This window comes from Moorena sp. SIO3A2, from assembly GCF_010672265.1.
GTDB classification, from domain to species: domain Bacteria; phylum Cyanobacteriota; class Cyanobacteriia; order Cyanobacteriales; family Coleofasciculaceae; genus Moorena; species Moorena producens.
In genome coordinates this window covers 62,097-77,567 of the sequence record NZ_JAAHHC010000015.1, presented here as the reverse complement: position 1 = coordinate 77,567, position 15,471 = coordinate 62,097, and the positions used below count along the sequence as shown (strand labels likewise).

Below are 15,471 nucleotides of genomic sequence, written 5' to 3'. Positions count from 1 at the left end.
CAGGTCAATAAATTGTTCGCGTAGCGTGGCCTACGGCCAGCGATAGCGAATCGTTATTAATTAGACGCATACTCATAGCCGTCAGCCTTAAATATTGTTTTTAGATATTTTGGATGAACATCGATCTTTCTCTCAGGAACCATTAGTACAAAACTTGGACGATAACGAATAGCTATCCGACCTGTATACTGCCCGGCATATTTTCCTTTTTTTATGTTAGCTTTGACGATATCTCCTGTCTGAAAACCTTTAAAAAACTTAGCAGAAGGAGCATGAGCTTTTGGGAACCCGTATTTATTGGGTCGGCATCTTTGACGAACACCATGACCTTTAGCTGTTACTGTCAGTGGTTTTATTCCGTTTAGTAAAATTTTCCCAGGGGTAGTTTTACCTACACAAGCAGCATCGATCCAGTGAGCTTTTTCGAGACCCCTAGTCTTACGATTAAACTTAGTCAATCCACCCGAACCTGTCTCGACGGGTAATCCAGTTAATTTTAGTCTTCTCCATAATTCCCAACGGGTTGAGTTGACGGCTGCGGCATCTTTCAAAGGGGTTTTTGCTTTAGTTAATACTTTTTTGAGAATTGTTGGTTTTTTCTTTAAAAATTTCTCAATCGGGTCGTTGCCTTTTCTCTGATTACAACACCGACAAGCAAGAGTTAGATTGCTGACTCGATTACTGCCGCCTTTTGATTTTGGAACAATGTGCTCAACTTCTAAAGGCGTATTAATGGCACCACAGTAGACACAACTGTGTCCCCATTTAACAAGAAGGTACTCTTTAACCTCAAACCCATACAGCTCGCCATATTGATATTCAACTCCTGACACTTCTGGATTTTGCATTTTTTGAGTGTCAAACCGCACTAACTCTTGAGATATTGCAGTCACTGGACACAACTTCCTCAGTCGTCTCACCCAGGTCTCAATATTAAATATTCGACTCATTAGTGACGAAGGCAGCCACCCTTCTGGGCGTCTGCGGTTGAGAAATCGAGGTTTACGGTAACGAGTTTGCCTGCTTCTTCTACCTCGCCTTAAGGCTCTTCTGGACTCCAAAGAATTCTTGATGTTTTGTCCTCGATGGTTAATTTCTAATGCACCTGTCACCCGTCCAGTCTGTTCTTGAATGACAGCTATTCCGGTTGTTTTTGAACCAGGGTCTATTTTGATTCTGTGTGGATGAGTTACAGAATTATCAACACTCCTATCCTGCATGATAATAGTGAATGGATAGCGCTTAAATACTTTAGCCCTTCCTTTCTTGAGTAGTTCTCTAGCTCGTGCCGGGTGACATGGATCCAGAGTTTTTTTATCTTGATCTAAAACGAAAACTCGCATTACTTTGAACACTCCACAACGTGGGTAAAGTTTGCCTTGACAATGTTATAAGAGCTTTTTAGGTTAACAACACTTCCTTAACTCTCTACAGATGTTTAATTGTTAACAACAGAGCTGAAGGCTGGCACGCACCTACAGGTGTTATGACTCAAATAACGTAGACCATTATCAAGTCTTAGTCTGGTCAACTATGAGCTTCTACAAGCTCCCGCTATAGTCCCATAGGACTTAGCGGTGAGTTATTGACTGTCCCGATACTCTACATAGGTTTTAACTTCTATAACTGGCATAAACTTACCTTGAACATATCTATTTAGATCATATAACTGAAACAACTGATACAAAAAACTGAGATCAATACTGAGGCATTCTACTCTTGTCTGCCAATTATTCTGAAACTATCGATATAGCAATCAGAACTCAGATACCGCTAAGTATTTTTACTGACGATTTGGGGCTCCGGCTTCTCTGGATATCCCCTGAAGCGCGTTCGCGTAGCGTGACCTACGGTCAATCGCACAAGCGCGGAAGCTTCGCTTCATCGCGTAGCGTGACCTACGGTCAATCGCGTTCGCGCAGCGTCGGCTTTGCCGAAAGCGGTTCCAAAGGAACATCGCATTTTCTGGTTGCTTTACCGATGTGATAGTTAAGGATAGGTGTGGGTGGGATACAAAGTACCCGCAAGGGTACTGTAAAGTCTCGTAAAATTTGCCATCATAACTAGTAGAAAGCCTATTTACACTAATCCTTGCAGAAAAATCCCAACTCAAGGTGATAAGTAATTAAGGCGTCAAGCTACCCACTCGTAATTAACGTGGGTAATGGGTTCTAACCAATCCCTAATTTCTGGAAATTTATAGGAGTCAAATCATCATGGAAAAACATCAACCAATAGAATTTTCCCTAGAACAGGAGTTCAATCTTAAGGTGTTTGAGACGCAAATTCAAAATCTTGACCTTGAACAAGCAAAGAATCTGCTGTGCGAGCTCTATAGACAGATGTCAATTCGTGAAATTCATTTCAGGAATTTCGTTAAACAAAGTTTAATCGGAGATCCTCCACCTTGGAGTGAGTAAGCTCAGGGAGCAAGGTATGGAAGTAAGCTTATGTGCTACGCACACGCGTGCGCGTTCAGCTATCAGCTATCAGCTATCAGCTTGGCCTTGGTAAGCATTCGTTTAATTTATTGCCCATAGGCGCACGCTACGCTGGGTTGATTTTATGCATGATACCTGAGGGCTGACCGCTGAGGGCTGACCGCTGAGGGCTTAATGCTTACTTTTGCTTAATACGGAAAATTTTCCATTTAAATTCCGATTAGCTTAACCCAATTCTCCGGAATCCACAGCTAAATTACTGAAGAAACAATAAACACACCAGTTAGAGTCAAGGTGGCTGAGACAGCATAACATTATTAAGTGCATCACGTAGGTAGCAAGAAATACATTTAACATGACTGAATTGCTAAATTATCGATGAATTCAGCAACTCAGCAATTCAGAGTAATTTCTCACCTACTTACTGTTCAAATGCTCAGTTAACCAACGCTCTCTAGCTTTAATTCACAATCAAGGAGTATCCCATGGTAAAACAAATGTGCTGGTTATCGAGCTTTGGTAGTAATGAACATAAAATGTTGCACTTGCGGACTTCCCCTTATGAGGCTTGGCGTCCGTACACAGCTTTTCCCCAATATGCTGTCCCAGATTACCCAGTACCTGGCGGTTCTAAAGGCTGGGCAACTTATCAGAAACTAAGACTCTCAGACTGGGTTTTGGTTCCTAGTGACAATGAAACTATCGATTATAAAGCAAGTTAATAATTTAGTAATCAATGAAGAATGTAGAATGAAGAATGTAGAATTAAGAATGTAGAATGTAGAATGTAGAATGTAGAATTCTTAATTCTTAATTCTTAATTCTTAATTCTTCAACAGTTAAACTAATTACTTGACTAGATAAGGACTGGTTAACTTATCTAACTGCTGCACTAACAGGCTAAGGAATAAACCGACATCAGTGACAACACCAACAGATTCTACTGAACCGCGATCGCTTAATTTTGTCACTACGGCGGGGTTAATATCCACACAGACCATCTTCACTCCGGCTGGAGTCATATTGCCCACGCCAATAGAATGAAGCATAGTAGACAGCATCAAGATCATATCTGTCCCTTCCAATAACTTGGCATACTCTTGCTGTGCTTTAATCAAATCCATCTGGGTATCTGGCAGAGGACCATCATCTCGGATCGAACCGGCTAGGACAAATGGTACGTGATTGCGGACGCACTCATACATCACCCCTTTAGTTAATACACCCTGTTCTACCGCTTGGGCAATGCTACCGCAGCGACGGATAGCATTGATGACTTTGAGATGGTGGCGGTGTCCACCATGGACAACTACTCCTCGTTTCATATCCACACCCAAGGAGGTTCCCATCAGGGATTGCTCGATGTCGTGAACTGCGATCGCATTTCCCCCTAACAGCGCCTGAACATACCCTTGTCGAATCAAACGGGATAAATGTTCACTACCGCCAGTGTGAATTACCACAGGTCCTGCTGTCACTACTACTCTGCCCCCTTGGTCTCGGATTTGGCGCAGCTCCCAGGCAATTTGTTCCACTACTAATTCTACCCGGCGCTCACTAGAGACCCCAGATGCCATAAAACTAAATTCTTGCTGATTGCGTTGTTCACGGGATTGAGTTTTGCGCACCGTCCGGATTCCTTCTACTCCCAAGATCACCTGTTCTCCAACTTCCAAATCCCGCACCAGTTTACAACGAGCGATGACACCGTCTGGGGTTTCAGTTACTGCGATCGCACCATCCATGCGTTGATTTTGTACCTTAACCCACTCACAATTAACCCGTACTTCTGTAGGATAAATCGTAGTAACATAAAAGTCATCGGGAGCAACCCCTGCTTGAGTAACAGGTTCCAAGTTAGCATCACACACCTCTTGGGCAGGAGTGACAGCTCCTAGATCAATCAGCTTAGTCATAATCTCTGCCATCACCTCATGATCTGGTGCGGAGACTTTCAGTTCAGCATTAGAGGTGCTTTGCCGCTGTGTTCCTAGGTCGAAGTTAAGTACCTGGAAGCTACCCCCACCTCCTACAATTAAATCCAAGGCACGGCTGATGATACCAGAATCAAGCAAATGACCTTCTAAACGAATAATGCGGCTTTCAACCGGTTGATTGCCATGGACTTCACTGCGGACTGGTTCAGTTACCCGTAAAGTTAGGCATTTAGCAGCACCACCAGCTTTCATAAATTCCGTCAAGGGGGTTTCAATCACCTCAAACCCAGCTTGACTGAGCCGATCTTTAAGGCGATCGCTAGCTTTGTTCATCACTACAAGTTGATCAATATTGACCGCATTGCAAGCAAAGTTCACTGCATCAGCTTCTGTGATTGCAATTCGTTTTTCCGGTGGTACCCGCATTTCGATTAAGCGGTTGGAATAGGAATCAAATGCTGGGGGATAGTAGAGTAAATAGCCACCACTCAGGGGACAGAAGCAAGTGTCCAAGTGATAGAAGCGTTGATCCATTAGCCGCAGGGACACAACTTCAATATCTAACCATTTAGCAAGGTATGGATGGGAATCAAGTTCTGAGCGGAAGCCATAGCCAGCCCACAGCCAACGCCCTTCCCGGTCTAGCAGAGCATCCCCAGCTCCTTCAAACGGTAAGTCTTGAGGAAGTTCATAGACAGTGTAGCCATTGTCATCAAACCATTGCTTGAAATAAGGTTCTTCCCCCTGGCGCTCTTTGTGGAGGAAGCGGCTAAGCACCACATTCTTGCCCAAGACTAATCCCGCATTGGCTGTAAATACCATATCTGGCCAACCGGATTGAGGAGAAACTAAATCGACTAGGGCATGCTCTTTGATGACATAGTGAAGTTTTTGCCACTGTTCTACAGCGCGATCCCTCGATGACTTGTGAATATTTCCCTCCATCCAGGGATTAATCACATAATCCACATCGTAGTGGTCAGGGGGACACATGAGGAAGCGAATTGATTCTGTCATAGTCGATTTCTGATCTGGTAGATACCTACACGACCACGGTAAGTCAGCAATCAAACCAATGTCACGACAATTTGCCATTGACAGGCGAGTAGGTTAAGTTGGTGGATTAATCTTAAATATTTTATCCATAAACTTATTATTGTACCATGAAAAAAATAATTATAACTAGACTGAAGGGAATTCTGCTTACCACTAGCATCAGTATTGTGAGCGTGCCAGTCTTGATCTATGGGGGATTGCTGGTCAAGCGTCCGTTTCGCAGCGACAAGCAGGAACAACTGTTCCAAGGCATTGTGTATCAAAGAGATGCTCGCAACTCACCCCGTCCGCTGATGGTACATACTGTTACCATAGACCTAACCGCACCAGGAATTAAACTGTTAGTAACACCAGGAAATAAAGTCGATAAAAATGAATTTACTGCCCGGACTACCTCGAAATTTGTGCGAGAGTTTAACTTACAATTAGCTATCAATGGTAGTTTCTTTTATCCTTTTCGGCAGTATCCACCGAACTCCTATCCTAAAAGTGCTGATCCGGTCATAGTACAAGGCCAAGTTATCTCTGAGGGCAAATCCTATGCTCCTCCAAAAGCAACTTCCTCAGTGCTTTGTATTTCAAAGTTTCTCCGCGCTCAAATTTATCAAAAACGTTGTCCTATAGGCACATCTCAGGGACTAGCCGGTAGAGAAATTTTACTAAAAGAAGGAAAGCCAGCAGTATTGGGAGGTCGTGGCGGTGAGAATTTATTTTCTCCCCGCACTGCTGTCGCTATTGATAAATCAGGCAAAACCTTGTGGTTAATTATTGTTGATGGTCGCCAGAAATTTTACAGCGAAGGAGTTAGCTTGGCTGAGTTGAATAAGATTATTCAAGAATTAGGAGCCGATAGCGCCCTTAATTTGGATGGGGGTGGTTCAAGCACTCTGGTAGTAGCAAATAATACTAAGCTACGGGTGTTAAATTCACCGATTCAGACCCGTATTCCTACGCGCCAACGTCCAGTTGCCAACCATCTGGGAATTTATGCTTTACCATTAGAGAATAGGGAGTAGGGAGTAGGGAGTAGGAAGTAGGGAGTAGGGAGTAGGGAATAGGGAATAGGGAATAGGGAATAGGGAGTAGGGAGTAGGCAAAAAAATATCACTATTAATTGAGGATTGTTATAGCTATTTTATCCCAAAATATAGTATAAATCAAACCCATTAATATATAGTTTAAATGCACTCTAGCTTAGAGCATGAAAAAATTAAATATAACTAGAGTAAAGCGAATTCTGCTTACCACTAGCATCAGTATTGTGAGCGTGCCACTTTTGATCTATGGCACATTACTGCTCAAGCGTCCGCTTCCCACCGACAAGCAGCAACAACTTTTCCCAGGCATTGTGTATCAAAGAGATGCTCGCAAATCTCCCCGTACCCTGATGGTACATATTGTTACTATAGACCTAACCGCACCAGGAATTAAACTATTAGTAACACCAGGAAATACCATCAATAAAAACGAATTTGCTGCCCGGACTACCTCGGAATTTGTGCGAGAGTTTAACTTACAATTAGCTATCAACGGTAGTTTCTTTTATCCTTTTCGGGAGTATCCACCGGACTCCTATCCTAAACCTGGTGATCCGGTCAGAGTAGAAGGGCAAGTTATCTCTGATGGTAAATCCTATGCTCCACCAAAATCAAAAAATTATTCAGTGCTTTGTATTTCAAAGCTTCTCCAAGCTCAAATCTATCAAAACCGTTGTCCTCTAGGCACATCTGAGGGAATAGCCGGTAGAGAAATTTTACTAAAGGAAGGGAAGCCAGCAGTATTGGGAGATAATACAGATGAGAAACTATTGTATCCCCGCACTGCTGTCGCTATTGATAAATCAGGCAAAACTTTGTGGTTAATTATTGTTGATGGTCGCCAGCGCTTTTACAGCGAAGGGGTTACTTTGGCTGAATTGACTACTATTATTCAAGAATTAGGAGCCGATAGCGCCCTCAATTTGGATGGGGGTGGTTCCACCACTCTGGTAGTAGCAAATAACAATAAGCTACGGGTGTTAAATTCACCGATTCAGACCCGTATGCCTACGCGCCAACGGGCAATTGCTAACCATCTGGGCATCTATGCTTTTCCGGTAGACAAATAATGATCAACAACGTTAAACCTTAACCCTTCAACACTTCAACTTTAAACCTTAAACCTTAAACCTTAAACCTTCAACACTTAAACTTTCAACCTTCAACATCAAACCTTCAACCTGAACCCTTCACCATTACTTGACCGTAACAATCATCCCTTCTTTGACTATAAACGCGCCATCAAACACTTCTTTAACTTCCACTGCCAGCTTGTCGAGAAAATCATCACAGTGATTAGGTTCGTGGTGGAAGATAGCCAGTTTCTTAACACCAGCAGCTTTTACCAGCTTCACCCCTTCCTGCCAGGTGGAATGTCCCCAACCTACCTTGGGAGATTTGGGGTTGTGGTATTCTTCATCGGTATACATAGCATCGTATATTAATACATCAGCATCACGGGCTAGATACACCACATTTTGATCAAGGCGGTCAGGAAAATGTTCTGTATCGGTGCAGTAGCACACGGAATGCCCTTGCCAGCTTACGCGATAGCCTATAGCACCATTAGGATGATTCAAAGGAGCAGTTTCTATGGTAATATCGTCTATGGTGACAGTGTTATGACCTAGTTCTAAGTCATAGAACTTCAAATCTGCCTTTACTTTGTTAGTAGGAACTGGAGCATTCAAGTGTAACACCCGCTCCTTGAAGTGTTGCTCCATGCAATCCCCGGGGGGAGGTGCGCCATAAATATGTAAAATGTTCCCTTCCACAAAGGCTGGAATGAAAAATGGCACGCCTTGAATATGATCCCAGTGGTAGTGAGTAAAAAACCAATAAGCTTCAATGGGTAACTGCTGCTTAAGGCTTTTTCCCAACAACCGCAAGCCAGTACCGCCATCAAAAATCAGGCGTAACCCAGCCACTTGCATCTCTACACAAGACGTATTGCCGCCATATTGAATTGTCTCCCGTCCAGGGCTAGGTATACTGCCTCGGACTCCCCAAAATTTAACCGAAAACTCGGAGGAAGTGCTTGTCTTCATTGGTAAGTTAATGCTTCAAAGTACCGCACTGACCCTGATGACGCAACAGGTGATCGCACAATACCAAAGCAACCATTGCTTCTACCATAGGTACGGCCCTGGGTAAGACACAAGGGTCGTGACGTCCTTTAGCAGCTAGAATGGTTTCTTCACCAGTACTGGTGACAGTACGTTGTTCTTTGCGGATGGTAGCAGTGGGTTTAAACGCTACTCTAATAATAATAGTCTCGCCGTTACTAATGCCACCTTGAACCCCACCGGAGCGATTGGTAACCGTGCGCACTGCACCGGTTTCGTCTGTGTAAAATTCATCATTATGCTCACTGCCGGTAAGTACAGTGCCCCCAAAGCCAGAGCCAATCTCAAAACCTTTACTAGCTGGTAGGGACATCACCCCTTTGGCTAAATCGGCTTCTAGCTTATCAAATACTGGCTCTCCCAAGCCTTTGGGTATATGGCGAGCCACACACTCTACTACACCCCCAACGGAATCACCGCTACGTCCAGTTTCTTCAATGAGCTCAATCATCCGTTGAGCACATTCGGAATCAGGGCAACGAACAATATTACTTTCTACCTGGTCTTGAGTGACGGTGTTGGAGTCTACGATACCTTCTAAGGTTTTGATACGCTTGACGTAGCCAATGACTTCTACACCAGTAGCTTGCCGGAGAATTTTTTTTGCGATCGCACCCGCTGCCACTCGTCCGATAGTTTCCCGGGCTGAGGAACGTCCTCCCCCCTGCCAGTTACGAATGCCATACTTAGCATCATAAGTAGCATCAGCATGGGAAGGCCGATACGTTTTTTGCATCTCGCTATAGTCTTGGGGTCTAGTGTCTTTATTGCGCACCATTATCATAATTGGTGTGCCCAGGGTTTTGCCCTGAAATACTCCCGAAACAATTTCACAGGTATCGGTTTCTTTACGAGGAGTAGTAATCTTACTCTGACCCGGACGCCTGCGGTCTAGTTCTACCTGAATTTCTGCCGCAGAAATTTCCAGTCGCGGTGGACAGCCATCAATGACTACCCCAACCCCACCCCCGTGGGATTCTCCAAATGTCGTGATCCGAAACAAATGTCCAAAGGTATTGCCCATAGTTAGTGCTCTATTAGTCCTCTAATGGTAGTACTTACTTAAGCTATCAGCTATCAGCGGTCAGCGATTAGCGCACGCTACTTGAGGTGCTATCAGCTTATGCGCTACGCGCACGCTACTTGAGGTGCTTATGGCTTAGGTCCGATGCGTCGAAGACTGTGCCATCCTACTAGATCGGTGTTTTTGAATAAAATAAGCTGACCACTGACCACTGACTACTGACCACTGACGGCTGACGGCACCTCAAGTAGCACCATCTGTAGCGCATATGCTTACGTACTTACTTATCTTATTCCTTAGTAAAACTGTTTGGCGGCTTAAGTCCTGTTGGATTCCCACCTAATAATTTACCTAATGATTTACCTAATGATTTACTTAATAATTTACCTACTAATTAAGATTAGTTAAGTTCAAATTGTTTTGATGATCCTAATTTAAAATCTGTTATATAATTTCCCAATAATCCGATTTTATTGGTTAGGATGCTTATGGCTGTTGGTGCATTTTTAGAATTAAGGATAATTTGCCTAACCGGATGTTTTGCTTGGGGGTTTTCTGCTCCAGTTGTAGCTGAACTTACTCCCGATGGCAGCTTGGGAAATGAAGCGTCAAGGGTAACTCCTAATGTAGAGGTCAAGGGGGCGCTGGCAGATTTAATTGAAGGGGGAGCAACTCGTGGGGAGAATTTGTTCCATAGTTTTGCTGAATTTAATGTAGGAGAACTACAACGAGTTTATTTGGCTAATCCCTCTGGGATTCAGAGGATTTTAACACGGGTAACCGGAAGTAATCTATCCAATATTTTAGGCACTTTGGGAGTAGATGGGCCAGCGAATCTGTTTTTACTCAATCCCAATGGTATTGTGTTTGGAGATCAGGCGAGATTAGATGTAGCTGGTTCCTTTTTCGCCTCTACTGCCAATAGTTTGGTATTTGGTGATGGCCAGGAGTTTAGTGCCACATCACCAGAAGCCCCGCCACTGTTAACCATTAATATCACCCCAGGATTGCAGTATGGCAAATATGACCCGAGGAGCACAATTACAAATGCTGGGAATTTAGCAGTAGGACAAGATTTAACCCTAGCCGCTGGCCATCTGGATTTACAAGGTCAACTGGAAGCTGCTAGGGATTTAACTCTGTTCGCAGAAGATACAGTCACGATTAGGGATAGTGTAGCGCAACCCTTTAGGTTGTCAGCAGGTGGCTTGCTGCTAATTCAGGGCAATCAGTCAATTGATATTGCTGCCCATAACCATGTCCTAAGTGGTTTATTTGCTGGTTCTGATTTACGGTTGCAATCGCATAATCCTATCGCTGGGAATGCTTACTATTCCGCTGGCGGCAGTGTCAGTATCGAACAGTTGGATGGGCTACCGGGAAATTTAGTCAGTCCCCATGATCCGATAATTCTGGCCAATGGGGATGTCAGTTTAGGAAACTATACCGGAGCATCACTCCATATTTTGGCAGGAGGTAGTGTTACCGTTGGGGACATCGAAATTAACTCTACCGATACCGCTGATAATGCGATTAGCCCCGATAACTCCAATCCCTTCTTAGCTAGTCTGGCTAATGTGACCTTGTCCGACGAAGCGAGAACATCGGTAGTGATAGATGGCAGTAACCAACCGACCCTAGATATCCGTGCTGGTATAGATTGGACATTACTGGGGGGTTTGCCAGGAAATACCGATAGTGGAAACTTAGGGTCTAACTTTGGGACTGGTGCTACTAGTGCAGATATCGAAATTGGTGACATCTCGATTAAAGCACCGAATGGACTGGTATTTTTAACCAATCAGTATCAACCGAACGGATCGAATCCTAGTAACAAGCTGGAGATTGGAACACTCCGCACTGATGACGATTTCGGTGGGTTTGTGGGAAATAGTGGTGAGGTGATTATTGATTATCGGGGCCCCATTGAAATAAGCGGACGCATTGATGCCTCTTCCGCTTCTGGTAAAGCAGGGGATATTACCGTGGTTACAAATGATCAACTATCCCTTGACAACAGTTTCATTATTAGCAACACCTTCGGAACAGAAAAGGGTGGGGATATCACTATTGATACTGGCTCACTCTCTGCCAAAAACGGTGCTCAGATCGAAACCAGTACCTTTGGTCAAGCTGATGCAGGGAAAGTGACTATTGTTGCTGATGATACAGTCACCTTTGAAGGGAAACCGGAAAATCCTAACACTACTGGAATTTTCAACAACATAGAACAAGACGCTATCGGTAATAGTGGTGGTATTTCCATGACCACAGGCTCTTTGTTTATGAATGATGCTTTCTTGCAGTCGAGGATCAAAGGACAGGGAAATGGTGGAGATGTAACAATTATTGCTGATGACCAAGTTATCGTTGACCAGAACAGTAACTCGATTCTGACCGAAGTGGATTTTTCCGTAATCGGCAGCGCAGGAGATATATCGATTGATGCCGAATCAGTCACTATCAGCAATGGTGCTAGACTCGTAGCTGACACCCTGGGAATAGGAGATGCGGGCAATATAACTATAACAGCTCGCGATACAGTTACCATTGACGGGGTAAACAGTGATCTGACACTAGCCAGCGGGTTGCGCTCTCGGGTCGGTCGAGATAGAGAAAACCCAAGGTTTCGCAACAAACCACAAGCTATAGGTAATGGTGGCGACATCACCATAAAGGGAAAGTCAGTTTTTGTGACCAATGGCGGTCAAATAAGTGCTGAAATATATGACAAAGGAAAGGCTGGCAACATATCAATTATTGCTGAGGATGACGTTATCTTTGATGGCGCTTTAATATTCAGAAATAAAAACAGGAATAATAAGGTGTCAAGCTTTTCAAGTATTATATTCACTCGAGTTAGACAAACAGCAGAGGGCGACGGTGGCAACGTATTGATTGAAGGTCGGTCAGTTTCGTTTACCAACGGTGCTGTGATAAATTCCGAAACCCGTGGCAAAGGAAACGGGGGTGATGTGGAAATCAAAGCTCGCGATCGCGTTTTAGTTGACGGAGTGGTTTTACTTGACGGAGTGGACAAAACCAGGTCAATCACTACTGGCATATTTAGTAATGTTAGAAGTAATGGCGATGGCAATGGTGGCGATATCAAGATCAAAGTTAAAGAAGGTTCATTGGCGATTACTGGAGGTGCTAGGTTACAATCTGGTACTCAAGAGAAGGGAAATGGTGGCAATGTGATCATTACGGTTGATGATCAGGTTTTAATAGACGGAGTGGGCATTAATGACCAACCTAGTCAGATCTTGACTGGTGTGGATCTTAGGTCAACACAGGGCAACGGTGGTAAGATTAAAATTAACGCTAACTCAATTGCTGTGACTGATGGCGGAGCCTTAGATGCTAGCACCAATAGTAATGGTAACGGTGGACCTATAGATTTAACCACCAATACACTAACTGTTAATGGTGGAGTCATTTCCAGCGCTGCTAAAGAGAAAGCTATCGGTCAAGCCAGCGATATCACAATCAATACTGATGCCCTCAAAGTTGAGGATGAAGGGGAAATAACAGTCAAAAGTGAGAAAGGGATAGCAGGAAATCTGGACATTAAAGCTAATTCCCTGTTGCTTGACAACGGCACACTTTTAGCTGAAACTCAACTGAGTGGAGGGGAAGATGGAGCGAATATCACACTAGACGTATCAGACTCGATAGTGATGCTGAACGAAAGCCTAATCTCCGCAGAGGCTTCCGATCAAGCTACCGGTGGCAACATTGATATTGATACCGACGTCTTAATTGCCTTTCCCCCAACTGGTCCTAATGGTAGCGATATCATTGCCAAAGCTGAACAGGGAAAAGGTGGTGAGATCACTATTAATGCCGAAGATGTCCGTTTGATTGAGGAGCGTAAAGCCATCCGAGACAATGGCACCAATGATATTGATGCCAGTTCTCAGTCTGGTCCACAAGGAATAGTGACCATCAATACGGGGAATCTTGAACCCTCTCGGGGATTAAATCAACTACCAATTAATTTAACTGACCCATCATCACTGATTGTTGCTAGCTGTCCGAGGAGTGGCAAAATCTCAGTAGATGAACTCGGTGAATTTATTGTTACTGGACGCGGTGGCATTCCAGCTAGTCCCCTCGACCCGATTATCGGTCAAACCATCATTGCTGATTGGGTGACTCTAGATGATAAAACCCTTAGTGAAATTGATCACAATCAGACGTTAGCTCCCTCGACCGAACACAATTCTATTCCACAGAATTCTAAGCCAAAACGGATTGTGGAAGCTCAAGGTTGGATGACTGGTCCCGATGGTACGATCATTCTCACTTCTTTCCCTACCGATACCACTAGCCCACCCAAGCCTTGGTATCACTATGTCTCTTGCCGAGATTTATAGCACAGCGCTATCAATTTTAGCTAACTTTTCAACAATCCCAATTTCTCCTGCAGGTGAATCTAGAGCAACTATTACTTGGCAAGTTCCGGTATTTACTGGCAAAAGCTGTAAGTGTATCCATCTTTTCGGTGTATCGCCGATATATCTTGAGGTTTACAGCTCTTGTACCCCTTCATTCCTAACGGGGTAAATCCAAAACTTCCTTTGCTTCTGGGAGTAACCTTGCCTATTCCTAATTTTTGGTGCCTAGCTATATCTCCGGTAGCCCAACCTTTAATCGGTCTTAATGGGTTGTGTCTAATGGGGTAACCGTATTTATTGAGTGCTGCTTTTTGTCTGCTACCCTGCCCTTTACAGGTTGCCAATAGTGGCTGAGAGGTTTTCAACATTAGGGTCTCAATGTCTCCAACACAAGCAGCATCAATCCAGTGCTGTTTAGGTAGTCTTAGCTTCGTCCGGTTGTACTTAGTTTGTGCTCCCGTCCCAATTACTACAGGTCTGGCGTTTCGGAGTACTTTCACTAACTTGTTGCGAGTTGTGTTAACCGCCGCCGCATCCTTCAATGGTAGTTTAGCTTTGACTTTAATCTTTTGGAGCAAGCTCGGCTTCTTTTTTAGGAAAACCTCTATAGGTTTGTCACTTTTTCGTTGATTGCATTTTTCGCAAGCTAAACAAAGATTACTTACGCGATCGCTTCCTCCTTTTGATTTTGGATGGATATGCTCAACCTGTAAGGGTACATTTTGCTTGCCACAATAAGTGCATTCCCTCCCCCATTTTTCAAGCAAATACTCTCTGACCTCGTAACCAGCTAGTTCCCCCTGTTGGTACTCAACTCCACTAATTTCAGGATTTTGCATTTTTTGGGTGTCAAACTTAACTCTTTCAACCCAAATCTCATTTACTGGGCAAAACTTAATCAATCGCTTAACCCAGGTTTGAGTAGTCAAAATCCTGTGTTCTAAACTAGGGGGTAGCCATCCCTCTGGGCGCTTACGGTTAAGGAATCTGGGTTTTCTATAGCGAGTGTTTCGGTTACGCCTCCCACGCCTTACAGCCCTTCTAGATTCTAGTTTTTTCTTGATCAATCCTCCTCTGTGCTCTAGCTCCATTCCCCAAATGACTTGGTTGTTTTGAATTAAGGCAAATCCAGTTACTTTACTGCCAGGATCTATCTTTATTTGGCAGGGTGATATCGTTGGATTATTGATCGCTGTTTTCAAAATGATTGTGAACGGGTACATCCTAAAAACCGCAGCTTTACCTTTATCCAATAACCGACGTGCCTTCTTTGGAGTAATTGGATTTAATGGCTGTTTGTTCGTGTCAATAACAAATACGTAATTTTGCATTTTTAATGCGTCTCAATTCGGTAATGTGTTCCTCGACAAGGTTAAAATGGCTTGTTAAGCTAATCACACATTTTGCCTTTGACTTAATGATTAGCGACAGAGCCAAGGGCTGGAGTTCA

12 protein-coding genes are annotated in these 15,471 nt (G+C 43.8%); 5 read left to right on the top strand and 7 right to left on the bottom strand.

Annotation, left to right across the window (positions count from 1 at the left end; all coding sequences use genetic code 11):
- Positions 1-56: 56 nt before the first annotated feature.
- Both iscB (F6K64_RS17725) and F6K64_RS17720 read right to left on the bottom strand, forming a co-directional pair.
- Positions 57-1,343: an RNA-guided endonuclease IscB gene (gene iscB / locus F6K64_RS17725; RefSeq protein ID WP_008183953.1), complete on the bottom strand. Its 1,287-nt coding sequence runs from the start codon at positions 1,341-1,343 to the stop codon at positions 57-59.
- A 440-nt stretch (positions 1,344-1,783) separates the two neighbouring features.
- Entirely contained in the window at positions 1,784-1,957 is a 174-nt protein-coding gene (locus F6K64_RS17720) for a hypothetical protein (protein ID WP_154659776.1), read from the bottom strand.
- Positions 1,958-2,216: 259 nt separating this feature from the next.
- Between F6K64_RS17720 and F6K64_RS17715 the strand changes: the two genes are divergently transcribed.
- Positions 2,217-2,420, top strand: coding sequence for an NblA/ycf18 family protein (locus tag F6K64_RS17715; protein ID WP_008183956.1), 204 nt, complete (start codon positions 2,217-2,219; stop codon positions 2,418-2,420).
- Between the two features lie 506 nt (positions 2,421-2,926).
- Positions 2,927-3,163 carry a hypothetical protein gene (locus tag F6K64_RS17710; RefSeq protein ID WP_044493099.1) on the top strand — a complete coding sequence of 79 codons (237 nt, stop codon included), beginning with the start codon at positions 2,927-2,929 and terminating at the stop codon, positions 3,161-3,163.
- Positions 3,164-3,289: 126 nt separating this feature from the next.
- Here F6K64_RS17710 and argZ read toward each other — a convergent pair whose 3' ends face one another.
- Positions 3,290-5,395 (bottom strand): bifunctional arginine dihydrolase/ornithine cyclodeaminase, encoded by a 2,106-nt coding sequence (gene argZ / locus F6K64_RS17705; RefSeq protein WP_287265925.1) that lies wholly within the window; start codon positions 5,393-5,395, stop codon positions 3,290-3,292.
- Positions 5,396-5,541: 146 nt separating this feature from the next.
- Between argZ and F6K64_RS17700 the strand changes: the two genes are divergently transcribed.
- The gene (locus F6K64_RS17700) at positions 5,542-6,450 is read left to right on the top strand and encodes a phosphodiester glycosidase family protein (protein ID WP_008183963.1); all 909 of its coding nucleotides are present in this window, start codon (positions 5,542-5,544) and stop codon (positions 6,448-6,450) included.
- Here F6K64_RS17700 and F6K64_RS17695 read toward each other — a convergent pair.
- Complete coding sequence (locus F6K64_RS17695; protein ID WP_267872027.1) at positions 6,420-6,542, bottom strand: hypothetical protein; 123 nt, start codon at positions 6,540-6,542, stop codon at positions 6,420-6,422. The two genes, F6K64_RS17700 and F6K64_RS17695, sit on opposite strands and share 31 nt — an antisense overlap.
- A 93-nt stretch (positions 6,543-6,635) precedes the next feature.
- On the opposite strand from F6K64_RS17695, the gene F6K64_RS17690 reads away from it, so the two are divergent.
- Positions 6,636-7,541, top strand: coding sequence for a phosphodiester glycosidase family protein (locus F6K64_RS17690; protein ID WP_008183965.1), 906 nt, complete (start codon positions 6,636-6,638; stop codon positions 7,539-7,541).
- A 126-nt stretch (positions 7,542-7,667) separates the two neighbouring features.
- Here F6K64_RS17690 and F6K64_RS17685 read toward each other — a convergent pair whose 3' ends face one another.
- Complete coding sequence (locus F6K64_RS17685) at positions 7,668-8,519, bottom strand: MBL fold metallo-hydrolase (protein WP_008183967.1); 852 nt, start codon at positions 8,517-8,519, stop codon at positions 7,668-7,670.
- A 7-nt stretch (positions 8,520-8,526) separates the two neighbouring features.
- Positions 8,527-9,621: a chorismate synthase gene (aroC, locus tag F6K64_RS17680; RefSeq protein WP_008183970.1), complete on the bottom strand. Its 1,095-nt coding sequence runs from the start codon at positions 9,619-9,621 to the stop codon at positions 8,527-8,529.
- Between the two features lie 488 nt (positions 9,622-10,109).
- Between aroC and F6K64_RS17675 the strand changes: the two genes are divergently transcribed.
- Positions 10,110-14,000, top strand: a complete 3,891-nt coding sequence (locus F6K64_RS17675) for a two-partner secretion domain-containing protein (RefSeq protein ID WP_287265923.1) — start codon at positions 10,110-10,112, stop codon at positions 13,998-14,000.
- Positions 14,001-14,092: 92 nt separating this feature from the next.
- On the opposite strand, the gene iscB (F6K64_RS17670) is transcribed toward F6K64_RS17675, so the two are convergent.
- Positions 14,093-15,352 carry an RNA-guided endonuclease IscB gene (gene iscB, locus F6K64_RS17670; RefSeq protein ID WP_287255028.1) on the bottom strand — a complete coding sequence of 420 codons (1,260 nt, stop codon included), beginning with the start codon at positions 15,350-15,352 and terminating at the stop codon, positions 14,093-14,095.
- Positions 15,353-15,471: the final 119 nt, after the last annotated feature.